This window comes from Afifella pfennigii DSM 17143 (assembly GCF_000688515.1).
GTDB classification, from domain to species: Bacteria; Pseudomonadota; Alphaproteobacteria; order Rhizobiales; family Afifellaceae; genus Afifella; species Afifella pfennigii.
This window is the reverse complement of sequence record NZ_JHZK01000031.1, coordinates 1-21441: the sequence shown is the minus strand read 5'-3', so window position 1 is coordinate 21441 and position 21441 is coordinate 1. Positions and strand designations below refer to the sequence as shown.

Here is a 21441-nt window from a genome sequence, read left to right as displayed (position 1 = left end):
CTTTGACGCCGGTGCCGGAAAGCCCTAACTTTCCGGCATGACGGTTTTCTTGCGCCTATTTGCCATAGGTCTCGCGCTGACGCTGGCGGGCATGCCGGCGATGGCGGCGAACGATTTCACCAATCCGCATCCGCCCTCGTTGCGCGAGCTCTCCAACGACGAGCTCTACCAAATGCTGGACGTCGCCCCGAGCGAGGAGGCGGCCAAGCCGGCGGAGCGGGAGATCCTCCGGCGCTTCCACGAATCGGGCAGCGACACGATCGATCTTTTCATGTCCTGGGCGATCAGGGCGATGAGCGAGAAGGAATACGGCGCCGCCCTCGACATCCTGGACCGGGTGGTGACGCTGAAGCCCGACTATGCGGAGGGCTGGAACAAGCGCGCCACAGTGCATTTCGCCGCCAAGGATTACGGCAAGTCGGTCGCCGATATCGAAAAGACGCTGCAGATCGAGCCGCGCCATTTCGGCGCCCTCGTCGGGCTCGGCCTGATCCTGAAGGAGATGGAGGAGAGGGAGGAGGCGATGGCCGCCTTCAAGGCGGCGCTCGACATCCATCCGCATCTTCAGAACGCCCAGAAAATCCTGGAAGAGCTGGAAAAGGAAGCGGCCGGCGAAGCGATCTGAACCGCTCGCCGGTCCGCGCGATAGGCTCAGACGCCGGTGCGCCCGTCCGGGCTGACGAAGGCGAGCCGCAACAGGTTGGTGGAGCCCGGGGTGGCGAAGGGCACGCCCGCGGTGATGATCAGCCGCTCGCCGGGCACGGCGAAGCCTTCCTCATGGGCGATCGAGCAGGCCCTATCCACCATCTCGTCGATATTGTGCACGTCCTCGCTGATGACGCAGTGCACGCCCCAGGCAAGCGACAGGCGGCGCGCCGTGGAGGGGATGGGAGAGATGGTGACGATGGGCAGCATCGGCCGCTCGCGCGAGGCGCGCATGCTGGTGGAGCCGGAGGAGGTGAAGCAGACGATGGCGCTCAGCGACAAGGTCTCGGCGATCTGCCGCGCCGCGGCGGTGATGGCGTCCGCCCCGGTTGCCAAGGGCTCGGCGCGCTGGGCGTTGATGATCGTCGGATAGTAGGGCTCGCGCTCCACAGCCTCGGCGATGGCGTTCATCATCCTGACCGCTTCCACCGGATATTCGCCGGAAGCCGATTCGGCCGACAGCATCACCGCATCGGCGCCCTCGAAGACGGCGGTGGCGACGTCGGAAACCTCCGCGCGCGTCGGGGCGGCGGCGGTGACCATCGATTCCAGCATCTGGGTCGCCACGACGACCGGCTTGCCGGCGGCCCGGCCGGCGCGGGTGATGCGCTTTTGCACGCCCGGAACCAGCTCCACCGGGATTTCCACGCCAAGGTCGCCGCGCGCCACCATGATGGCGTCGGCCAGATCGATGATCTCGTCGAGCTGCTCCACCGCCTGCGGCTTCTCGATCTTGGCCAGCACGCCGGCGCGGCCGCGGGAGAGCTTGCGCACCTCCGAAATGTCGTCCGGACGCTGGATGAAGGACATGGCGATCCAGTCGATGGATTCGCCCACCGCCGCCTCCAGATCGCGCCGGTCCTTCGGCGTCAGCGAGCTGGTGTGCAGCGTGGTGTCTGGCAGGCTGACGCCCTTGCGGTTGGAAAGCCGCTTGCCGGTGATGACCTCGGTGACGGCGTGATCGGCCTCGTTGGTCAGCACCTTGAGGGAGACGCGGCCGTCATCGAGCAGAACCCGGTCACCCGGATGCAGCGCCTCCATGACATCGCGATGCGGCAGGTGCACGCGGCTCACGTCGCCGGGCTCGGGATTGCTGTCGAGGGTGAAGTGGGCTCCGGCTTGGAGCTCCACGGCGCCTTCGGCGAACTCGCCGATCCTGAGCTTGGGTCCCTGCAGGTCGACGAGAATGCCGATCGGACGGCGCTCCTCCGTCTCCACCTGGCGAATCAGCTTCACCAGCCGGCGCATCTCGTCATGCGAGGCATGGCTCATATTGATGCGGAAGATGTCGGCTCCGGCCCGGAAGAGCTCCCGGATGGTCTCGACCTTGTTGGATGTCGGGCCGAGGGTGGCGAGAATCTTGACCTTGCGCTTGCGCCTCATTGCGCGCCGCCTCCGCCCGTCTCCTCGGTGAGCTGGACTGTCCAACTCGCCTGCTCGCCGGTATCGACCTCGAAAAAGCCGGTGCGCTGAAAGCCGCGCGCGACGCAATCGCCGACCCCGGTGATGGTAAATTCCTTATCGCGCGTGCACATGAAGGCACGGCCTCCCCATTCGCCGCCGCGATCGTAATCGACCGCGTAGATGTAGTAATAGCGGGCGGACAATGCCCCCGCGAGAAGCGTCTCGCAGACGCCAGGGTCCAGATTCCACCAGCCTTCGGTCCGCCAGTCGCTCGCGCCCTTGTAGCCGATCGCCACGCCGACGCGGCTCGGCGTCTTGTTGCAGAGCCTCAAATCCGCCTTCGCGGTGGCGGCGGTGACGGCGAGAAATGCGCCGCCAACAATCGCCGCCAGACCAAGACGTCGTGGCCTTCTCAAGTCGCTACGACCTTCGTGTTCCGGATGCCCCGGCCGGGTTGTGCGCGAGAGCGGGGCGGCTTGTCAACGATGGCGAGGAGCGGCAAGTGCGTATCTGCCTTGCGGCCGACGAAGGCGGGGAAGGGCGGGACGGCGGGTCTCCTCCGCGCCGCCGAGCGCGCCGCGCATGCTTTCGCTGCGCTCACAGCGGCGGGGGGACGCGGCGGGGCGCGCGCGGGCGGGCGATGCCGATGCCGGCGAAGATGGCCGCCGCGCCGATCGCCTGCAGAACGCCGATCGCCTCCGACAGAACCAGCCAGCCGAGCGCGGCCGCCGCGACGCCTTCCAGGAAGATGACGAGGGCGGAGAAGGCCGCCGGCAGATGGCCGAGGGCGAAGGCGAGAAGGCCCTGACCGCCGGCATGGCTGAGAATGGCGAGCGCCAGCAGCGCGGCGACACCCGAAGCGCTCGCCGGCCAGAGCTGATCTTCCATCAGCAGTGCCTGGACGCCGAGGAAGGCGGCGGTGACAAGGGTGGACAGGAACATGGTGCGCCCACCGCCGGCGCCGCGCCTTGCCAGGCGCACGGCGAGGAAATAGGCGCCGAAGAAGAGCGAGGTAACAAGGCCGTAGAAATCGCCGAGGAGGTTGGCCGGCTCCACGCTGAGGCTCTCGCCCACCAGGAAGGCGCCGCCGAGGAGGCAGAGAAGGAGGCCGATGACGACGTTGCGGCCGACCTCCTCGCCGAGGAAGAGGCGCGAGCCGAGCGCCACCCAGACCGGGGCGAGGGTGGCCATGAAGGTGGCGTTGGCGACGGAGGTGTTGAGGATCGCCAGATGCCAGAAAGTAAGGTCGCCGGCGAAGAAGAAGCCGGCGAGGAAGACCGGCCAGAAAATCGAAGCGAGAGGCGCATGGTCGGGCATGCGCGCCGCCTCCAGGCGCGCCCAGAGCCACAGAAAGGGCAGGGCGAGAGCGACGCGCCAGAAGGCGCTGGTCATCGGCCCGACCTCCGCCAGGCGCACGAAGACCGGCGAGGCGCCCATGGCGAGGGCGCCCAGAACGAGGGCCGACAAGGGCACCCAGTCGCTGCCAGACACGCCGGCGGCCTGGTAGCTTTCCCGATTGCTCACGACCATCTCCGCCCCGCCTTGGCGGAAGCCGCGCGCGGGTCTATGTAAGAGCCACGGCCCTATCATGGGCCGCCCTCTTTGCCAAAGCGTCTCGCCCCATCCCGATGACGGAATTTGCCGCCGCGCGCAGCGACCAGCCGGGCGCGCCCGAAGAAGCCTTGATCAGTCTCGACGGCGACCTCGCCGGCGGGCTGCTGATCCTGTGCGACCATGCCACGCGCAAGATGCCGGCCGAATACGCCGATCTCGGCCTGCCGGAGGAGGAGCTTCAGCGCCATATCGCCTACGATATCGGCGTCGGCCCGCTCGCGGAGGAATTGGCGGAGCGGCTCGGCGCGCCAGCGATCCTGACGCAGTTCTCCCGGCTCCTCATCGATCCGAACCGCGGCGAGGACGATCCGACGCTCATCATGCGCATCTCCGACGGCACGCTGGTGCCTGGCAATCGCGGCGTCGATGCCGGCGAGCGCGAGCGCCGGCTTGAGCGCTTCTATCGCCCCTATCACCGGAGGATTACGGCGACGATCGAAGCCATGATCGCGGCCGGGCGGCCGCCGGCAATCTTCTCCATCCATTCCTTCACGCCGGATTGGAAAGGCATGCGCCGGCCGTGGCATGCGGGCGTTCTCTGGGACAAGGATCCACGCCTCGCCCAGCCACTGCTTGAGCTTCTGCGCGAGGAGCACGGGCTGAGGGTCGGGGACAACGAGCCCTATACGGGCGCGCTCAGCGGCGATACGCTCAACAAGCATGGCACGGCGCGCGGGCTCGCCCATGCGCTCATCGAAGTGCGCAACGACCTCATCGCCCATCCGCCGGGCATCGCCGAATGGGCGGAGCGGCTGGAGGCGATCCTGCGCCAGGTGCTCCAAGACGAGGCGCTCTACAAGACGCGCCAATACGGCTCGCATGCCGATGACGTTGTGAAGGGATGAAGACGATGGCCAAGCACGAGGAAATGCGCACCGAGTTGGAGGCTGCGGCCTTCCGCCGGCTCGTGGAGCATCTGCGCGCGCGCACCGACGTGCAGAATATCGACATGATGAATCTCGCCGGCTTCTGCCGCAACTGCCTGTCCAACTGGTATCAGGAGGCCGCCGAGGCACGCGGCGTGCCGCTCAGCAAGGCGGAGAGCCGGCAGATCGTCTACGGCATGCCCTACGAGGAATGGAAGGCGCGCCACCAGATGGAGGCGAGCCCGGAAAAGCTCGCCGAACTGGCGAAAAACCATCAGCACTAGCTCAGCCTCAGGGCCTTTGCCCTGAGCGTGGAAAGCGTGGATGGGGCAAGGCCGCGATTGACCGTCGGGCCGGACGCCGGCAGGTCAGGAACAACGGGATTTTCAAGGAGAGTGGCATGGCGGGCGAAAGCACGGGCCCTGGCGGCGTGGCTGCCGGACAGCTCAGGGCGTTGATTGAGCGGATCGAGCGGCTGGAGGAGGAGAAGAAGGCTCTCTCCGACGACATCCGCGACGTCTATGCGGAGGCGAAGTCCAACGGCTTCGACACCAAGGTGATGCGCCAGGTGGTGCGGCTTAGAAAGCAGGACACGGCCGAGCGGCAGGAGCAGGAGGCGCTTCTGGACCTTTATATGCATGCGCTCGGCATGGCGCCGCCGGTGGGGGTCGGCGAGGACGAGGCCGCCTGAGCCCCGTTTGGCCAGGGCGCGGCCGCAAGGACGCTTGCGCGGCAGACGAGAAGAAAAAGCCCGGACGAGTGCCGGGCTTTTCAGTTCCTGGAGGTTGTTCAACAGGCGCTTGTGGCGCCTTGCTTGACCTCAGCGCAGCGAGGCGATGAGTAGGTGGACCCGGTCCGGCTCGTTCAGCGCGGCTAGATCGTCGCGAGCGGCGAAGCGGTCGGTGCGCAGCGGTTGTGGGGCGATGACGGCGCGCGCCGCGCCCTCGCTTACCGGGATGGCGAAAAACTCTGCCGCGCCCGCCGGATGCGGCGCCTTCAATAGCGCGAAGATGAAGGTGCGGGTCGTGTCCTTGCCCATGAGGCGCGACAGCGCGCCGGCGTCGGGCCGCTGGGTGACGAGACGGGGGGCGGCGCCATCGGCGACCGGCGTGCCGCTGGTGGCGATGGCGGCGGCGAGGCTGAGCGGCGCGGGCGAGCGATCGAGACGCTCAGCGGCGGCGGTCTTGGCGCCGGCCGCGACGGGCTCCGGCCGGGCTTCCGGCATGGTGGCATAAGCGAGCGTGGCGCCGGCATCGATCTCCTCGGCGGCGGCGGGGCCGGCGGGACCTGCGGCGGCCTCGATGGCCTGGAAGGGATCCTCCGCCGCGATATCGGCGCGGGTGAGGGAGGCGAGGACGGGCCGCTCCACATCAAGGGCGCGCGGCAGGCCGGCGGCCGGCGGCTCGGCGACGGCGCTGGCCAGAACGATGCCGGCGATGGCGCCGCGCTCCGTCGGCGCGGCGGTGGCCGGATCGGCCTCGGCGAGGGCGCGTTCGTAAAGGGCGGTGAGCTCGCGTGCCTGGAGCGGGGCGGCGAGCGGGGCGGCGGTCTCAGGCGCGGCATCGGCCGCGGCGAGGGAAACCGGGCGCGCCTGCGGCAGGCCGGCATAGGCCATGATGGCAAGCGAATCCGACGGGTCAAAGCCGGCCGGCGCGTCGTCCATATCGGCGAGGGCAACGGTGCGGGTGGCGACGGTGCGGATCTCCGCCGGAGCGGCACGCGGCAGCAGCGAGGGCGCCTCGGCCAGAACGGTCGGGCTCTCCGTGGGGAGGGCACGTGCAGGCGCGGCGCCGGTGGCCACATTGGCCGCATCGTCCGCGGCCTCCTCATCGTCGAAGACGTCCTTCAGCCAGGCGACGACGGTGCGACGCTCGCTCGGCTCTGAGCCGCGGCCGGAGGAGACGGTGCCGAGCGAGGCCTTCATGCCGCCGCGCCCGTACTGGGCGAGGACCGTCTGATAGCCGGAGAGCGGCTTGCCGTCGGAAGGGATATGCAGCGTCTTGCCGTCCGGGAAGAGGGCGAGAAGCTGCTTGCGGGTCATGCGCGGCCAATGGCGCACGCTGCCGACATCGAGATGCACGAAGGGCGAGCCGGAAGTCGGGTAGTAGCCGACGCCGCCGACCTGCTTGCGCAGCGCCGCCTTGCGCAGCTTCGCCAGCGGCACGTCGGGGATGTAGAAATCCATCGCCTTGCCGGCGGTGTGCTGGCTGCGCTTGGCCACACCGGAGGAGCGGCGACGCAGCATGTTGTTGGTCTTCAAGGAGCGATAGGCGGAGACGACGTGAATCTCGCCCTTGGCACCGGTCTCCCGATAAACCTCCCAGATGAGGTCGAAGAGGCTCGGATCCATCTGCGCCGGCTCATTTTGGCGCCAGTCGCGCAGAAAATGGTTGAGGCGCTTCAGCTCTTTCTGGTCGTAGCGGCCGTTCTTGCGGAAGGTGAAGGTGCCGCGCTCCTTGGTGTGCGCGAAATAGAGCTTCAAGGTGCGGTCGCCAGAGCGGGCCGCATCGGCGATGCCGGCGCCGCCAACAACGAGCGACAGCGCCAGGGCCGCAGACGCCACAGGACGCCTTAGGCGGGCGAGTTTGAACCCGGCCGTTACCAGCAAGCGGACTTACCTTCCCTTGGGGGAATTGCCCCTTCCCCTTTTAACCCCTCAGCGAAGAGGCGATTATCGCGCCCCTTGCTTAATGCGGCATTACCAAACGAAACCTATGGCGAAAATGCGACTGGCGGGTCATTTTTCCGCCCCGACCTTCGCCATGGTTTACAAATTCAACATCTGACGCATGCGCGCATCGTAGCCGTAGAGGTCCGGGACGGTCAAAAGCGAGCCGTCCTTCTGGGGCACCAGCGTGAAATAGGCGAGATGCACCGGCAGGCGCTTGGACATGTTCACCTGCGTCTCCTGGCCCCCGAACATGCGCTTCAGCCGGTCGGAGTTCCACTCGCCGTCCTCCGCCAGCACCGCGTCGGCGAAGGCGAGCGGGTCCTGAACGCGCACGCAGCCATGCGAATAGGCGCGCGACGTGCGCTGAAACAGGCTCTTGGCCGGGGTGTCGTGCAGATAGACGGCGTGCCGGTTGGGGAACATGAACTTGATGCGCCCGAGCGCGTTGCGATCGCCCGGCGGCTGGCGCACGCGCAAGAGCTTGGTGTCGATGGCGTACCAGTCGATGCGCGTGGGATCGAGATAATAGGTCTTGCCGCGGATATCGGCGAGGAGCTGATAGCCGTTCTTGGCGAAGTAGCCGTAAGGGTCGCGCTGGATCTGCGGCAGCATCTCCTTGGAGACGATGGAGTTCGGCACGTTCCAGTACGGGTTGACGACGATGTGGTCCATCTCGTCGGAGAAGACCGGCGTGCGGTTCGCCGGCTTGCCGACGACGACGCGGGTCTCGAAGGTCGTCTTGCCGTCGCGGTGCACCCTGACCATGAATTCCGGCACGTTGACGAAGACGTAGTAGCGGCCGAGCTGGCGCGGCGCCCAGCGCCAGCGCTCCATATTGACGACGATGGCGGCGATGCGCTCCTCGCGGCGGGCGCCGTTGAGGGCCGCCAGGGTCTGCGGACCGACCATGCCGTCGACGGTGAGGCCGTTCGCCGTCTGGAACGCCTCCACGGCGGCGGTGACGTCCTCGTCGAAGATTTCCAGGTCGGCATGGTCAAGATAGGGGCGCAGCTCCGGATTGCGCATATCCGGCGCCTCCATGCCAAGACGCTGGCGCAGGACAGGCACGCGGGCATCGCGCACGCCCTTTTTCAACACCTTGCCCGGCTCGATGCGCGGCAGCGGCTCGCCGTCGTTGGCGGCGCGCAACTCGGCAAGATGGCGCTTCAGCACGGCGTATTGACGGTGCGGCGGCTCGTAACCGGCAAGCGTGGCGACGACGTCGTCCGTGGTCCCCAACTCATCGAGGGCGGCGGCGATATCGGGCAGCTCCGGCTTTAGAAAGATGTCCCTCGGAGCGACCGAGTTCGGCGCGATGCGTCCGGCGGCGAGGTCGACGAGGAAGCGGGCGGCTGCCTCGGCAATGGCGAGCTCGGCGCGGGCGCGCTCGGCAAGATCGTCGAGGCGCGCAGCCGGAAGTTTCGCATCGGCGTAGTCGGACGGGTCAAGGCCGTCGGCGGCTGCCTCGCCAAGGCGCTCCACCAGGGCGCTCGCCTGGCGGGTGGGCTTGCCGTCGCGCAGGAAGGCCGGTTCGAAACGGTGCTCCTCGTAAAAGGCGCGAATGGCGGCGAAGACCTTCTTCTGGCGTGCATCGGAGAAGGAACGGGCATGGCCGAGCGCGGCGCGCAGCTCCGCCGCAGCCGGGGTGATGACCGGCGGGGAGACCTCCGCCTCGTCGTCCTGCGGCGGCACATGCGCCAATTGGATCGGCGCGGGCGCCGGAGCGGGGCTCGCCGGCGCGGCGGAAGCCGGCCCGACAAGCTGAGCCGCCAGGAGCGTGCCCGCGGCGAGGCCCGGAACGGCCGTCACGAAACTGGAAAGAAGGGTTTTTCGCATTGGCGCCATCGCCCTCATCAACGTCTCTCCGCCCCGTCTCAAGCGGGCCCGTCTCAAGCGGTCTTGCCGCGTTATCGTTTCGGCATTCAAGCCGCGTCGGCGTCGGCGATGCCGTACTCTTTCAACTTCCTGTAGAGCGTAGAGCGGCCGATGCGCAGGCGGCGCGCCACCTCGCTCATGCGACCGCCGTAATGCTCGATGGCGAAGCGAATCGCCGCTTCCTCCAGCGTCCCCAGAGAGCGCATCTCTCCATCACGATCTACCAGTTGGAGCGAACCATAGAGGGAGGGCGAATTTTTGTCAGCGCCAGCGGAAACGCCCGACCGCGTTTCGCCGCGGCGCTGATGCGGGGAGGCAACATCGGGCCGGGGCAGGGCCTCGACCGGCCGCAAATAAGCACGCGCGGCGGGCGGATCGGCGATCGCCGCCAGGTTCGCGGCGACGACTCCTGCCTGCGCCTCGCTCTGCCAGGCGCGCACGAGATCTGAGATGGCGCCGGCATTAAGGGCGGTCTGCACCTGCGGGAAATCCCAGGGCTGCAGGAACTCGCCCTCGCACAGGATGACGGCGCGATAGATGGCGCCTTCCAGCTGACGGATATTGCCCGGCCAGGCGAAGGCCGCCAGGAGAGCCTGGGCATCCGGTGCCACGTCTCGCAGCCGGGTGCGGCCCTCCTCGGCGGCGAAGCGGAGGAGGCAGGCGCGGGCGAGGGAAAGAAGGTCCTCCGGCCGGTCGCGCAGCGGCGGCACCCAGATCGGGAAGACGTTGAGGCGGTTGAACAGATCGTCGCGGAAGCCGCCCTCCGCGACGCGGTCGACAAGGCGCCGGGAGGTCGTGGCGAGGAGGCGGAAATCGGCCTTCTGGGCGCGCTCCTTGCCGAGCTGCGGCAGCACGCCTTGCTCCAGGATCTCGGCGAGGCGGGCCTGGGCGGCGGCGGGAAGGTCGGCGATCTGCTTGAGAAGCAACGTGCCGCCCTGCGCCTCGTGCACACGCCCGCGCCGGGCCTGGCGCGCACCCTTGGCCCGGACGCCGAACAGGACATCTTCCACCGCATCCGGTTCCACGGCGCCGCAATTGAAGGTGACGAAGGGGCGGGCGCGGCGCGGGCTCTCGCCATGGATGGCGCGGGCGAGCCATTCCTTGCCCGTGCCAGGCTCGCCTTCCAGGAGAACGGGGATGGCCGAGCGCGCGGCGCGGCGCGCCAGATCCACCGTGCGGCCCATGACCGGCGCGGCGGCCGTGAGATCGGCGAAGGTGAGGGTGTCGGAGAAACCGTGGCGCAGACGCTCCACCTCTTCCTTCAGCGTCGTCAGCTTCAAAGCGTTGGCCAGGGCGACGCCAAGACGCTCCGGAGCCGCGGGCTTGACGAGAAAGTCGAACGCGCCGGCGCGCATGGCGGAGACGGCGGTGTCGATGCCGTTCTGCGCCGTCTGCACGACGACCGGCGGCGCAGCCGGAAAGCGACGCAGGCGCTCCAGGACGGTCATGCCGTCCAGGTCCGGCATGACGAGATCGAGAACTACCGCGTCGATCCGGCCGCCGCTCGGATCGGCAAGGCGCTCCAGGGCCGCCTCGCCGCCGGAGACGGCCTCCGGCTCATGGCCGAAGACGCGGACCATATTCGCCAGAAGGCGGAGCGTTATCGGATCGTCATCGACGAGAAGAATGCGTGCGGGCATCGGCATCGCTACGGCGAAGTTGTCTCATTCCGCTCCAAGGTGCCCAGACTTGGGTTAAGAGCCTATTACCCATGCGACGAGAAAGACGGGAAAGACCGTGCGACCTTCTCCTGGGGTCGGGGCGCTTGCCGGCGGCGACGAAATTGCCAGACGGCAAGCGCGGCATTAGGTCGTGGAGCGAGGAGCGGGACGGCGAGCCCGCCAACAGCGACGAGGAGAGGCAGATGCCGATAGATGCGTGCCGAACGCCGATGCAACCGAGCCGCGCGGCGGCCGAGGAGGCGATGAGCGCCGCCGAGGGGCTGGGCGAGCTGCCGGAATGGGACCTCAGCGACCTTTACCCGGCGATGGACGCGCCGGAGCTGACGGGCGACCTGAAATGGGCGGAGGCCGCGGCCACGGCCTTCGAGAAGGCGCATAAGGGCAAGCTGGCGGCCATCGCCGCGGCGCCCGACGGCGGCGACCGCCTGGCGGCGCTGATCGGCGAATTTGAGGCGATCGAGGAGAAGATCGGCCGACTGATCAGCTTTTCCAGCCTCGTTTATGCCGGCGACACCAGCGATGCCAGGCGCGCCAAGTTCCACGGCGATTTGCAGGACAAGCTGACCGGCATCTCCACCAAGCTCCTATTCTTCCCGCTGGAGCTCAACCGCATCGACGACGAGGTGCTGGAGAAGGCGCTGAGAAGCGAGGCGCTCGCCCGTTACGGGCCCTGGCTGGAGGATCTGCGCGAGGAGCGGCCTTACCAGCTCTCCGACGAGTTGGAGCGGCTCTTCCACGAAAAGGCGCTGACGGGGCGCTCCTCTTGGAACCGGCTGTTCAACGAGACGATGTCGGCGCTGCGCTTCAAGGTGGACGGCGAGGAGTTGCCCCTGGAGCCGACGCTGAACCTTCTGACGGAGCACGAAGAGACAAGGCGCAAGGCCGCCGGAGGGGCGCTGGCGGCGACCTTCAAGGCGCATCTGCGGACCTTTACGCTGATCACCAACGTCCTCGCCAAGGACAAGTCGATCTCCGACGATTGGCGCGGCTTCACCGACGTCGCCGCCTCGCGCCATCTCGCCAACCGTGTAGAGCCGGAAGTCGTCGAGGCGCTGGTGGAGGCGGTGCGGGAGGCCTATCCGCGCCTGTCGCATCGCTATTACGCCTTGAAGGCAAAGTGGCTCGGCAAGGACAAGCTCGACTTCTGGGACCGCAACGCGCCGCTGCCGGAAACGGTGAAGCGCGTCGTCGGCTGGCAGGAGGCGAAGGAGACGGTGCTTTCCGCCTATGCCGGCTTCGACCCGCGCATGGCGGAGATCGCCGGCCGCTTCTTCGACAAGAGCTGGATCGACGCGCCGACGCGGCCGGGAAAATCGCCGGGCGCCTTCTCGCATCCGACGGTGCCGAGCGTGCACCCCTATGTGCTGCTCAACTACCAGGGCAAACCGCGAGACGTGATGACGCTTGCCCACGAGCTTGGCCACGGCGTCCACCAGGTGCTGGCCGGGCCGCAGGGGCTGTTGATGGCGCAGACGCCGCTGACGCTGGCGGAGACGGCAAGCGTCTTCGGCGAGATGCTGACCTTCCGCTCCATGCTGGACGCGGCGCCCTCGGCCAAGGAGCGCAAGGTGCTCCTCGCCGGCAAGGTGGAGGACATGATCAACACCGTGGTGCGGCAGATCTCCTTCTACATGTTCGAACGCCAGGTGCATATGGAACGGCGTCAGGGCGAGCTGACGGCGGAGCGGCTCGGCGAGGTGTGGATGGATGTCCAGAGCGAAAGCCTCGGCCCGGCCATCCGGCTCGGCGAGGGCTACGAGGTGTTCTGGGCCTATATCCCGCACTTCATCCACGCGCCCTTCTACGTCTACGCCTACGCCTTCGGCGACTGCCTGGTGAACTCGCTCTACGCCGTCTATCTGGGCGCCGAGCCGGGCTTCCAGGAGCGCTATTTCGACATGCTGAGCGCCGGCGGCTCCAAGCGCCACAAAGAGCTTCTCGCCCCGTTCGGGCTCGATGCCTCCGATCCTGCCTTCTGGGCCAAGGGCCTGTCGGTGATCGAGGGGCTCATCGACGAGTTGGAGGAGGTTCAGGGGACGTGAGCGGCCAAGGCAGGCAGGGCAGGAGTTGCCGCGTTTTCCGGCGTGCCCGATCTTTGCGCTTGCCTTTCGCCGGCCAGGCCCCAAAATTCGCATCAATGGCAACAACGCGAAAGGAGGTGATCCAGTGTCGAGTGAGAATGGAAGGCGGGAAATCCCGGCCGATCACGTGACGGTGGAGCAGCCTCTGCCGGTTTCGTGAAAGGCACGAAACAGAGCTTTCAAAAGGGCATGAACCGCCCGTTTCTCGCGGAGGGCCGCCGAAAGGCGGCCCTTTCCTTTTGACGTCGGCGCCCGGCGAAGGAGGCGGCCGCGCGGGAGCCCGGCGACGTTGCAGGGCGGGCGGCTTTGCGCCCAAGATCGGGCATGATCAGCAAGGGAAATGAGGCGCCGCGATGACCGGCCTTCTTGCCGGGATGTGGGGCCTTGTCGCCGGCAGCGCGCTCGTCATCGGCGCGACGATCGGCTTTTACGCCCGCGTGCCGCAGGCCGTCATCGCCGGGGTGATGGCCTTCGGCGCGGGCGTCCTCATCTCCGCGCTCGCCTTCGAGCTGATGGACGACGCCTTCCAGCGCGGGGGCCTCTTGTGGAGCGCTTGCGGCTTTTTCGCCGGCGCGCTCGCCTTCACCTTCGCCAACCGTGTCCTCGCCCGCTTCGGCGCGCGGCATCGCAAGCGCTCGCGGCGCCCGGCCCATGCCGGCGCGGGGAGCAGCGCCGCCATCGCCGTCGGGGCGCTGATGGACGGCATACCGGAATCCATCGTCATCGGGCTTTCCATGCTGGAGGGCGGGGCGGTCAGCCTCGTCACCGTGATCGCCGTCTTCCTCTCCAACGTGCCGGAAGGGCTCTCCAGCGCCGCCGGCATGCGCGGCGCCGGGCGCTCGGCGGCACATGTCTTCTCCGTCTGGGGCGGCATCATGGCCGTCACCGGGCTGGCGGCGCTCGCCGGTTACTTCCTCTTCGACGGCCTCGATGCGCGCATCATCGCCCTGGCGACGGCGATCGGCGCGGGGGCGATCCTGGCCATGCTGGTGGATACGATGATCCCGGAAGCCTTCGCGCAGGACCAGGATTACGCCGGCATCATCACCGCCGCCGGCTTCGTCGTCTCCTTCGCCCTTTCCAAGGGGCTCGGCTGAAGCGCCAGAAGACAGGTGAAGACGCCGCGCCGGCGCCCTATCTAGGCGGTGCCACTTCTCTTGGATGAGGAATATGCCGAGCGATCCGCCGCGCGAGACACCCGACAATCCGCGTCCGAACGCGCAGGACGAGGAGCGCAACCGCTTTTCCGGGCGAGCGGCCCGCTATGCCCGCGTCAGTGCCGGCGTGGGCGGTATCGCCGCCAAGATGATCGGCTCGCGCGCCTTCGGCCTGGAGATCGACCGGAGCCGCAATGCCGCCGAGCTCGCCCGCGCCCTCGGCGGGCTGAAGGGACCGATCATGAAGGTGGCGCAGCTTCTGGCCACCATCCCGGACGTGCTCCCACCGGAATATTCCGCCGAACTCGCGCAGCTGCAATCGGACGCGCCGCCGATGGGCTGGGCCTTCGTCAAGCGGCGCATGACCGCCGAGCTCGGTGCCGGCTGGCAGAAGCGCTTCGCCAAGTTCGAGCATCAGCCGGCGGCGGCCGCCTCGCTCGGCCAGGTGCATCGGGCATGGGCGCATGACGGCACCAAGCTCGCCTGCAAGCTGCAATATCCGGAGATGGCGAGCGCGGTGGAGGCCGACCTTTCCCAGCTCGGCATGATCTTCGCCCTGCACCGGCGCATGGACCCGGCCATCGACACGCGCGAAATGGCCGAGGAGATCGCGGCGAGAGTGCGCGAGGAGCTCGATTACGAGCGCGAGGCCGGGCATATGGCGCTCTATGGCGCGGTGCTTCAGGACGAGAAGCGCATCCGCGTGCCGCAGCTCTACTCAGAACTCTCCACAAGGCGCCTGCTCACGATGAACTGGCTCGACGGCAAGCGTCTGCTGGAATTCAAGGAACACTCGCTGGAGGATCGCAACTTCCTCGCCGAGGCAATGTTCCGCGCCTGGTGGCACCCGTTCAGCCATGTCGCGGTCATTCATGGCGACCCGCATCTGGGCAATTACACCGTCTTTGAGGAAGAGGGCCGGCCGGCCGGCATCAACCTTCTCGATTATGGCTGCGTGCGGATCTTCCCGCCGCGCTTCGTGGAGGGGGTGATCGAACTCTATCGCGGGCTGCAGAACGGGGATCGCGAGCGCATCGTCGCCGCCTACGAGACCTGGGGCTTCCGCGGCCTTTCCAACGAGCTCATCGACATCCTCAACATCTGGGCGCGCTTCATCTACGGGCCGCTTCTGGAGGACCGGGTGCGGGCCATCGCCGACGGCGTGCCGCCGGCGCAATACGGTCGCGGCGAGGCCTTCAAGGTGCATCAGGCGCTGAAAGAGAAGGGGCCGGTGACGGTGCCGCGCGAGTTCGTCTTCATGGACCGGGCGGCGATCGGCCTTGGCGGGGTGTTTCTGCACCTTCGCGCCGAGATGAACTTCTACAGGCTTTTCAACGAGGAGATCGAAGGATTCTCGGTGGAAGAGGTGACGCGGCGCCAGGAGGCGGCGCTCTTGGCCGCAGGGCTGGAAGGGGAAACAATTGGATCGATTCGCCCATAGCAGCATTAGTGCAGCAATGCTGACGGGATCAGGAGGCCTGATGTGAGAACAGGATATTTCGTGGCGGCGCTAGCGCTTGCCGGGACAGCGCTGCTCGCCGGCTGCCAGAGCGGCGGGCGCGAGATCGCTTCGCCGGTGGAGGGACGATGGCGCTCCAGCGACGGCGTCTTCGTCTCCACCTTCCAGGCCGGGTCCATGACGACGCAGGACGCCACCACCGGCGCGCAGCTCGCCACCGGCAGCTACGCCATGGCCGGGCCGAACACGGTGGAAATCAGCTGGTATTCCGTCGCCACCAGACAGCAGCGGGCGGCAACGTGCCGCCTCGCCGGACCTGCGACGATGCAATGCAGCCAGCCGGGAGCTTCCTTCACGCTGAACCGGGTCGGCTAGGAAGGCAACGCCGAATACAGTTTGTGGCGCCGTCCGGCTTTTCAAGCAGGGCGGCGTTGCTCTTCTTGGAACGAGCATGCTAAAGGCGCGGGCACGACGTTTCCGCCAACCGATGCAAAGGTTTCTTGATGGCTGTAGAGGTGACCTCACCGAGGGGTGCGGCGAACGATTTCGAGCCGCACGAAAAGACCTATAACACCTTCCTGTCGCTGACGCTTCTCGGCATCATCCACGTCGTGACCCTGGTCATGATCGTAGCGATCTTCGGGCTGGCCGGGGCGCTCTGGCTCGGCTCCATCGCGCTTGCGCTCGCCCTCGGCACGCTGCTCTTCGGCCTCTTCACGCGCGGCAATTGGAAGCCCGCTGTAGGGGCTTTCGCCGTTACCCTCTTGTTCTTTCTCATCTCTCTCGCCTAATAGGCTGAAAATTCCATGCGTATTGCTGTCCTCAAGGAGCCGAGGGAAGACGAACCTCGGGTCGCCGCCAGTCCCGAATCGGTGAAAAAGTTCGCCGCGCTCGGAGCCGAGATCGTCGTTGAGACGGGCGCGGGAGCGCGCTCATCCTTCTCCGACGAGGCTTTTCAGGAAACCGGCGCCACGATCGCCGCAAGCCGCGAGGCGGCGCTGGAAGGCGCCGACGTCATCCTCGCCGTGCGCCGGCCGGAGGGGCTCGCCGGGGCCAAGAACGGCGCCGCCGTGGTGGCGCTCATGGACCCTTACGGCAACGAGGCGGAGCTGAAGAAGCTCGCCGATGCCGGCCTCGCCGCCTTCTCGCTGGAGCTCATCCCGCGCATCACCCGCGCCCAGTCCATGGACGTCCTGTCCTCGCAGGCGAACCTTGCCGGCTACCGCGCCGTCATCGAGGCGGCGGAAGCCTATGGGCGCGCCTTCCCGATGATGATGACGGCGGCCGGCACGGTGCCGGCGGCGCGCGTCTTCGTCATGGGAGCGGGCGTTGCCGGCCTGCAGGCGATCGCCACGGCCAAGCGCCTCGGCGCGGTGGTGACGGCGACCGACGTCCGGCCCGCGGCCAAGGAACAGGTGGAATCGCTCGGCGGCAAGTTCGTCGCCGTGGAGGACGAGGAGTTCAAGGCGGCCGAGACGGCCGGCGGCTACGCCAAGGAGATGTCGGCGGAATACCGCGCCAAGCAGGCCGAATTGGTGCGCGAGCACATCGCCAAGCAGGACATCGTCATCACCACCGCCCTCATCCCGGGAAGGCCGGCGCCGAAGCTGGTGGACGCTGAGATGGTGGCGTCGATGAAGGACGGCTCCGTCATCGTCGATCTGGCGGTGGAGCGCGGCGGCAACGTGGAAGGCGTTGAGCCCGACAAGGCCGTTCAGAAGGGCAACGTCACCCTCATCGGCATCACCAACATGGCGGGGCAGATCGCCGCCTCCGCCTCCGCGCTTCTGGCGCGCAACATCTACGCCTTCGTCGAGCCGATGATCGACAAGGAGACCAAGAGCTTCAAGCCGAACCGCGAGGACGAAATCATCGCGGCGACGCTTCTCACCCATGGCGGAGCGCTGGTGCACCCGCAGTTCGGCGGCAAGGCGGCCGAGACCGCGGCGCCCGCGGACGGCGAGGCCGCCAAAGCACAGGGAGCAGCACATGGCGGATGACACCGTCAGACAAGCGGTAGAACAGGCGCGCTCGGCGGCCGAGGCCGCGAGCGAGGCGGCCGCACAGGCCCTTTCCGCGCTCGGAGAAGGCGGCGCGGACGCGGCTGGCGCGGCGGCGCACGCCGCCACGGGAGGGGCGATCGATCCCTTCGTCTTCCGCCTGTCGATCTTCGTTCTGGCGATCTTCGTCGGCTATTACGTGGTCTGGTCGGTGACGCCGGCGCTGCACACGCCGCTGATGTCGGTCACCAACGCCATCTCCTCGGTGATCATCGTCGGCGCGCTTCTGGCCGTCGGCGTCGATCTGGTCGGCGAGGGGACCGGGGCGGCGCGCTGGTTCGGCTTCGTCGCCGTGATCTTGGCCAGCGTCAACATCTTCGGCGGCTTCCTCGTCACGCAGCGCATGCTGTCGATGTACAAGCGAAAAGAGAAATAAGATGACCTGCCTGCCGAATGAAACGGCGCGCGCGCGCGTCGCTAAGGGAGCGCGCGCCTGATGTCCGCCAGCCTCACCGCACTTCTTTATCTCGTCTCCGGCGTCCTGTTCATCCTGGCGCTGCGCGGCCTGTCGCATCCGGAAACCAGCCGTCGCGGCAACCAGTTCGGCATGGCCGGCATGCTGATCGCGGTGCTGACGACGCTGATCGGCCATCCGCCGGCCGGCTTCGGTGCCTGGGGCCTCATCCTCCTGGCCATCGCCATCGGCGGCGGCATCGGCGCCATGGTGGCGCAGCGCATCGCCATGACGGCGATGCCGCAGCTCGTCGCCGCCTTCCACTCGCTGGTCGGCCTTGCCGCCGTCCTCGTCGCAGCCGCGGCGCTCTACGCGCCGGAGGCCTTCGATATCGGCGCGGTCGGCGACATCCACGCGGCGAGCCTTATTGAGATGTCGCTGGGCGTGGCCATCGGCGCCATCACCTTCACCGGCTCCATCATCGCCTTTCTGAAGCTCGACGGGCGCATGAGCGGCAAGCCGATCATGCTGCCGCAGCGCCATGCCATCAATATCGGCCTCGGCGTCGCGCTTTTGCTGCTCGTCATCATCTTCACGGCGAGCGAGGCGCATTCGGCCTTCTGGCTGATCACCCTCGTCAGCCTGGCGCTCGGCATCCTCATCATCATCCCGATCGGCGGCGCCGACATGCCGGTGGTGGTGTCGATGCTCAACTCCTATTCCGGCTGGGCGGCCGCCGGCATCGGCTTCACCCTCGGCAACACGGCGCTGATCATCACCGGCGCGCTGGTCGGCTCTTCCGGCGCCATCCTGTCCTACATCATGTGCAAGGGGATGAACCGCTCCTTCATCTCCGTCATCCTCGGCGGCTTCGGCGGCGAGACGACGGCGGCGGCCGGCGGCGATGACGACCGGCCGGTGAAGCAGGGCTCGGCGGAAGACGCGGCCTTCCTGATGAAGAACGCGGCCAAGGTCATCATCGTGCCGGGTTACGGCATGGCCGTGGCGCAGGCGCAGCACGCCTTGCACGAAATGGCCGACATGCTGAAGAAGAACGGCGTGGAAGTGAAATACGCCATCCACCCCGTGGCGGGCCGCATGCCGGGGCACATGAACGTGCTCCTGGCGGAAGCCAACGTGCCCTACGACGAGGTGTTCGAGCTGGAGGACATCAATTCGGAGTTCGCCCAGGCCGACGTCGCCTATGTCATCGGCGCCAACGACGTGACCAACCCGGCGGCGCGCGACGATCCCCAGTCGCCGATTTACGGCATGCCGATCCTGGACGTCGACAAGGCCGGCACGGTGCTCTTCGTCAAGCGCTCCATGTCGTCGGGCTATGCCGGCATCCAGAACGAGCTGTTCTTCCTGGACAAGACGATGATGCTCTTCGGCGACGCCAAGAAGATGACGGAGGAGATCGTCAAGTCGCTCGACTGACGCCGTCATCAAGCCGCGATCTTTCAGCCCTGCCGCCCGTAAGAACCGGGCGGCAGGGTTTTTTTATGCCGGCTTCGCCGGCGGGCCTGGGGCCGCCCGCAAGAACCGGGCGGCAGGGTTTTTTTATGCCGGCTTCGCCGGCGGGCTTGGGCCGCCCGTTAGTTTCGGGGCGGCAGGGTTTTTTCATGCCGGCTTCGCCGGCGGGCCTGGGGCCGCCCGTAAGAACCGGGCGGCAGGGTTTTTTTCATGCCGGCTTCGCCGGCGATTCATCGTGGCGAAACCTTCGGCGGATGGCGGGTTCGGATAAACCGCCGGAGAATCTGCGAAAAATGGCTATTTGAGAATTATTATAACTAGAAATAAGTAATAATTGATGAACACTTGGCATCATTGCGACGAAATGCATCCTGAGACCAATGGACGCAAAGTCCGGAATAAGAATAAAGAAATGAACTAGGGGGGTATCTATGGACGAGAGAGCGGACGAATCCGTCCTTGTGCCGGTTTTCTGGCGCCGGGGCGCTGTCATGCTTGCCATTCTGGCGGCGCTGGCGGTGCAGCCGGCGGCGGCGCAGGACAGCAGCGGCGACGCCAAGGACACGGCCGATGCGGCCGAAGGCGCCGAGGCCGAAGAGGCGCATGCGCACGATGCCAGGCACGACAATTACATCTACGGACGGCCGGCACAGCCGAGCCGGGCCTGGATGCTGTCGATGGGCGGGCGCATCTACGACAATTGGTGGCTGGCGCTGAACGTGCCGGCGCCGCAGGGCACGCATCCTTCCTGGCCGGCCTCCAACACGGAGAAGTCGGGAGACACGACCTGGCGCTGCGCCTCCTGCCACGGCTGGGACTATCTCGGCGTCGCCGGCCAGCGCGCCAGCGACGAGTACAAGACCGGCATCGTCGGCGTGCGCGGCGCCATCGGCATGAGCACGGACGAGGTCGAAGCCATCCTGCGCGACGACACGCATCAATACACACAGGCGATGATCTCCTCCGACGCGACGGAGTGGCTGCGGCTGTTCCTGAGCCAGGGCCAGCACGACGCCAACGCCTATATCAACGCCAAAACAGGGGAGGTGGCCGGAGACCTGATGGGAGGCCGCGACATCTTCCAGAACATCTGCGCCGCCTGCCACGGCTATGACGGCACGGCGCTCGATTGGGGCGACAACGGCGAGCACGCCTATATCGGCACGGAAGCCAACGCCAATCCCTGGGAGGTGCTGCACAAGATCCGCAACGGCCATCCCGGCCACGAGATGGTCACGCTGCGGGCCTTCCCGATCGAGGATTCGGTGAACGTGCTCGCCTTCGAGCGGACGCTGCCGGAAGAATAAGCCGGCTGGCCGAGGTTCCCGGGGAAAAATCGGACCCTGGAAGATATCGGGCCGCGGCCGACAGGCCGCGGCCAGAGGCGCGGGGGTCGGGGAAGCCCGACCTCCATCCGTCGCGTCGCGGTAGGGCGCGACGGCGTAGCGGGCGGAAGGGCCGGGGGGCACGAAACCTTCCGCCCGCGAACCGCCGGAGACTTCCGGCGAGGGGGCGGGCGCGCGGCGACCAGTTGCGGCCGGGGGAGGAAACGGCGAGGGCCGAGAACGGGCCGAGAAGGGCACGCTCCCCGGAAAAGCGGCCAACGGCTGGCGCGTAAAAAAATAGGAAAAAATTCCTTGACCGGCGTACGGTGTTTGTCCGGGATCAGCGCCCATGGGCCATCTGAGGTGATTTCGTAAAGGAGGGTTTCTGGCTCATCGTAACCGCCAAGGAGTGGAGATGAGACAGAAACCCGGAACGCCCAAGCTGCCGGCCGATCGTGTCGTGAAAGACATCCGTCGGCGCACGCGCAAGCATCATTCGGCGGAGGAGAAGATCCGTATCGTGCTCGAGGGCCTGCGTGGCGAGGAGAGCATCGCGGAGCTGTGCCGGCGCGAAGGCATTGCGACGAGCCTCTACTACAGCTGGTCGAAGGAGTTCCTCGAGGCCGGCAAGAAACGGCTGGCGGGGGACACCGCGCGCCAGGCGAGCAGCCC

At 67.2% G+C, this 21441-nt stretch carries 20 protein-coding genes; 14 read left to right on the top strand and 6 right to left on the bottom strand.

The genetic code is table 11. The features are described 5' to 3' along the window. Positions 1-49 precede the first annotated feature (49 nt). Entirely contained in the window at positions 50-625 is a 576-nt protein-coding gene (locus Q331_RS0116715; RefSeq protein ID WP_026381613.1) for a tetratricopeptide repeat protein, read from the top strand. A 26-nt stretch (positions 626-651) separates the two neighbouring features. Here Q331_RS0116715 and pyk read toward each other — a convergent pair whose 3' ends face one another. From pyk to Q331_RS0116700, 3 genes are all read right to left on the bottom strand, one after another. Continuing rightward, positions 652-2088: a pyruvate kinase gene (pyk, locus tag Q331_RS0116710; RefSeq protein WP_026381612.1), complete on the bottom strand. Its 1437-nt coding sequence runs from the start codon at positions 2086-2088 to the stop codon at positions 652-654. After that, complete coding sequence (locus Q331_RS0116705; RefSeq protein ID WP_034492804.1) at positions 2085-2525, bottom strand: DUF1036 domain-containing protein; 441 nt, start codon at positions 2523-2525, stop codon at positions 2085-2087. Before Q331_RS0116705 ends, pyk begins: the two co-directional genes overlap by 4 nt. 181 nt (positions 2526-2706) lie before the next feature. After that, on the bottom strand, positions 2707-3633 hold the full coding sequence (locus Q331_RS0116700) for a DMT family transporter (protein WP_026381610.1): 927 nt from the start codon (positions 3631-3633) through the stop codon (positions 2707-2709). Between the two features lie 104 nt (positions 3634-3737). On the opposite strand from Q331_RS0116700, the gene Q331_RS0116695 reads away from it, so the two are divergent. From Q331_RS0116695 to Q331_RS0116685, 3 genes are all read left to right on the top strand, one after another. Continuing rightward, positions 3738-4568 (top strand): N-formylglutamate amidohydrolase, encoded by an 831-nt coding sequence (locus Q331_RS0116695; RefSeq protein WP_026381609.1) that lies wholly within the window; start codon positions 3738-3740, stop codon positions 4566-4568. A gap of 5 nt (positions 4569-4573) precedes the next feature. Continuing rightward, on the top strand, positions 4574-4873 hold the full coding sequence (locus tag Q331_RS0116690; protein WP_026381608.1) for a DUF1244 domain-containing protein: 300 nt from the start codon (positions 4574-4576) through the stop codon (positions 4871-4873). A 116-nt stretch (positions 4874-4989) separates the two neighbouring features. Then, complete coding sequence (locus tag Q331_RS0116685) at positions 4990-5280, top strand: DUF2312 domain-containing protein (protein WP_026381607.1); 291 nt, start codon at positions 4990-4992, stop codon at positions 5278-5280. 129 nt (positions 5281-5409) lie between these two features. On the opposite strand, the gene Q331_RS24340 is transcribed toward Q331_RS0116685, so the two are convergent. The 3 genes from Q331_RS24340 to Q331_RS0116670 all read right to left on the bottom strand — a co-directional run bounded on the left by Q331_RS24340 (position 5410) and on the right by Q331_RS0116670 (position 10775). After that, positions 5410-7152 (bottom strand): DUF882 domain-containing protein, encoded by a 1743-nt coding sequence (locus Q331_RS24340; RefSeq protein WP_051631293.1) that lies wholly within the window; start codon positions 7150-7152, stop codon positions 5410-5412. 204 nt (positions 7153-7356) lie between these two features. Further along, positions 7357-9096 carry a L,D-transpeptidase family protein gene (locus Q331_RS22250; RefSeq protein WP_051631292.1) on the bottom strand — a complete coding sequence of 580 codons (1740 nt, stop codon included), beginning with the start codon at positions 9094-9096 and terminating at the stop codon, positions 7357-7359. 86 nt (positions 9097-9182) lie between these two features. Continuing rightward, positions 9183-10775 carry a sigma-54-dependent transcriptional regulator gene (locus tag Q331_RS0116670; protein ID WP_026381606.1) on the bottom strand — a complete coding sequence of 531 codons (1593 nt, stop codon included), beginning with the start codon at positions 10773-10775 and terminating at the stop codon, positions 9183-9185. 224 nt (positions 10776-10999) lie between these two features. Between Q331_RS0116670 and Q331_RS0116665 the strand changes: the two genes are divergently transcribed. From Q331_RS0116665 to Q331_RS0116620, 10 genes are all read left to right on the top strand, one after another. Beyond that, on the top strand, positions 11000-12859 hold the full coding sequence (locus Q331_RS0116665; protein ID WP_051631291.1) for a M3 family oligoendopeptidase: 1860 nt from the start codon (positions 11000-11002) through the stop codon (positions 12857-12859). Positions 12860-13251: 392 nt separating this feature from the next. Beyond that, entirely contained in the window at positions 13252-13995 is a 744-nt protein-coding gene (locus tag Q331_RS0116660) for a ZIP family metal transporter (protein ID WP_026381604.1), read from the top strand. Positions 13996-14068: 73 nt separating this feature from the next. Next, on the top strand, positions 14069-15496 hold the full coding sequence (locus Q331_RS22245; RefSeq protein ID WP_051631290.1) for an ABC1 kinase family protein: 1428 nt from the start codon (positions 14069-14071) through the stop codon (positions 15494-15496). 42 nt (positions 15497-15538) lie between these two features. Beyond that, complete coding sequence (locus tag Q331_RS22240) at positions 15539-15889, top strand: hypothetical protein (protein ID WP_156953391.1); 351 nt, start codon at positions 15539-15541, stop codon at positions 15887-15889. 128 nt (positions 15890-16017) lie between these two features. Next, positions 16018-16305, top strand: coding sequence for an aa3-type cytochrome c oxidase subunit IV (locus Q331_RS0116645; protein ID WP_026381603.1), 288 nt, complete (start codon positions 16018-16020; stop codon positions 16303-16305). A gap of 15 nt (positions 16306-16320) precedes the next feature. Continuing rightward, on the top strand, positions 16321-17514 hold the full coding sequence (locus Q331_RS0116640) for a Re/Si-specific NAD(P)(+) transhydrogenase subunit alpha (RefSeq protein WP_026381602.1): 1194 nt from the start codon (positions 16321-16323) through the stop codon (positions 17512-17514). Next, on the top strand, positions 17504-17950 hold the full coding sequence (locus tag Q331_RS0116635) for an NAD(P) transhydrogenase subunit alpha (protein ID WP_026381601.1): 447 nt from the start codon (positions 17504-17506) through the stop codon (positions 17948-17950). Before Q331_RS0116640 ends, Q331_RS0116635 begins: the two co-directional genes overlap by 11 nt. A gap of 60 nt (positions 17951-18010) precedes the next feature. Beyond that, positions 18011-19408, top strand: a complete 1398-nt coding sequence (locus Q331_RS0116630; protein ID WP_026381600.1) for an NAD(P)(+) transhydrogenase (Re/Si-specific) subunit beta — start codon at positions 18011-18013, stop codon at positions 19406-19408. A gap of 467 nt (positions 19409-19875) precedes the next feature. Continuing rightward, on the top strand, positions 19876-20751 hold the full coding sequence (locus Q331_RS0116625; protein WP_026381599.1) for a hypothetical protein: 876 nt from the start codon (positions 19876-19878) through the stop codon (positions 20749-20751). A gap of 433 nt (positions 20752-21184) precedes the next feature. Then, a partial coding sequence (locus Q331_RS0116620; protein WP_026380667.1) for a transposase occupies positions 21185-21441 on the top strand: 257 nt, incomplete at its 3' end.

What these genes read in the sequence shown, in the direction of transcription:
- Q331_RS0116645 (WP_026381603.1), top strand. Translation starts at nt 16,018, where the DNA reads ATGGCTGTAGAGGTGACCTCACCGAGGGGTGCGGCGAACGATTTCGAG.
- Q331_RS0116695 (WP_026381609.1), top strand. Translation starts at nt 3,738, where the DNA reads ATGACGGAATTTGCCGCCGCGCGCAGCGACCAGCCGGGCGCGCCCGAA.
- Q331_RS0116625 (WP_026381599.1), top strand. Translation starts at nt 19,876, where the DNA reads ATGGACGAGAGAGCGGACGAATCCGTCCTTGTGCCGGTTTTCTGGCGC.
- Q331_RS0116670 (WP_026381606.1), bottom strand. Translation starts at nt 10,775, where the DNA reads ATGCCCGCACGCATTCTTCTCGTCGATGACGATCCGATAACGCTCCGC.
- Q331_RS0116665 (WP_051631291.1), top strand. Translation starts at nt 11,000, where the DNA reads ATGCCGATAGATGCGTGCCGAACGCCGATGCAACCGAGCCGCGCGGCG.
- Q331_RS0116690 (WP_026381608.1), top strand. Translation starts at nt 4,574, where the DNA reads ATGGCCAAGCACGAGGAAATGCGCACCGAGTTGGAGGCTGCGGCCTTC.
- Q331_RS0116640 (WP_026381602.1), top strand. Translation starts at nt 16,321, where the DNA reads ATGCGTATTGCTGTCCTCAAGGAGCCGAGGGAAGACGAACCTCGGGTC.
- Q331_RS22250 (WP_051631292.1), bottom strand. Translation starts at nt 9,096, where the DNA reads ATGCGAAAAACCCTTCTTTCCAGTTTCGTGACGGCCGTTCCGGGCCTC.
- Q331_RS0116630 (WP_026381600.1), top strand. Translation starts at nt 18,011, where the DNA reads ATGTCCGCCAGCCTCACCGCACTTCTTTATCTCGTCTCCGGCGTCCTG.
- Q331_RS0116685 (WP_026381607.1), top strand. Translation starts at nt 4,990, where the DNA reads ATGGCGGGCGAAAGCACGGGCCCTGGCGGCGTGGCTGCCGGACAGCTC.
- Q331_RS0116660 (WP_026381604.1), top strand. Translation starts at nt 13,252, where the DNA reads ATGACCGGCCTTCTTGCCGGGATGTGGGGCCTTGTCGCCGGCAGCGCG.
- Q331_RS22245 (WP_051631290.1), top strand. Translation starts at nt 14,069, where the DNA reads ATGCCGAGCGATCCGCCGCGCGAGACACCCGACAATCCGCGTCCGAAC.
- Q331_RS0116635 (WP_026381601.1), top strand. Translation starts at nt 17,504, where the DNA reads ATGGCGGATGACACCGTCAGACAAGCGGTAGAACAGGCGCGCTCGGCG.
- pyk (WP_026381612.1), bottom strand. Translation starts at nt 2,088, where the DNA reads ATGAGGCGCAAGCGCAAGGTCAAGATTCTCGCCACCCTCGGCCCGACA.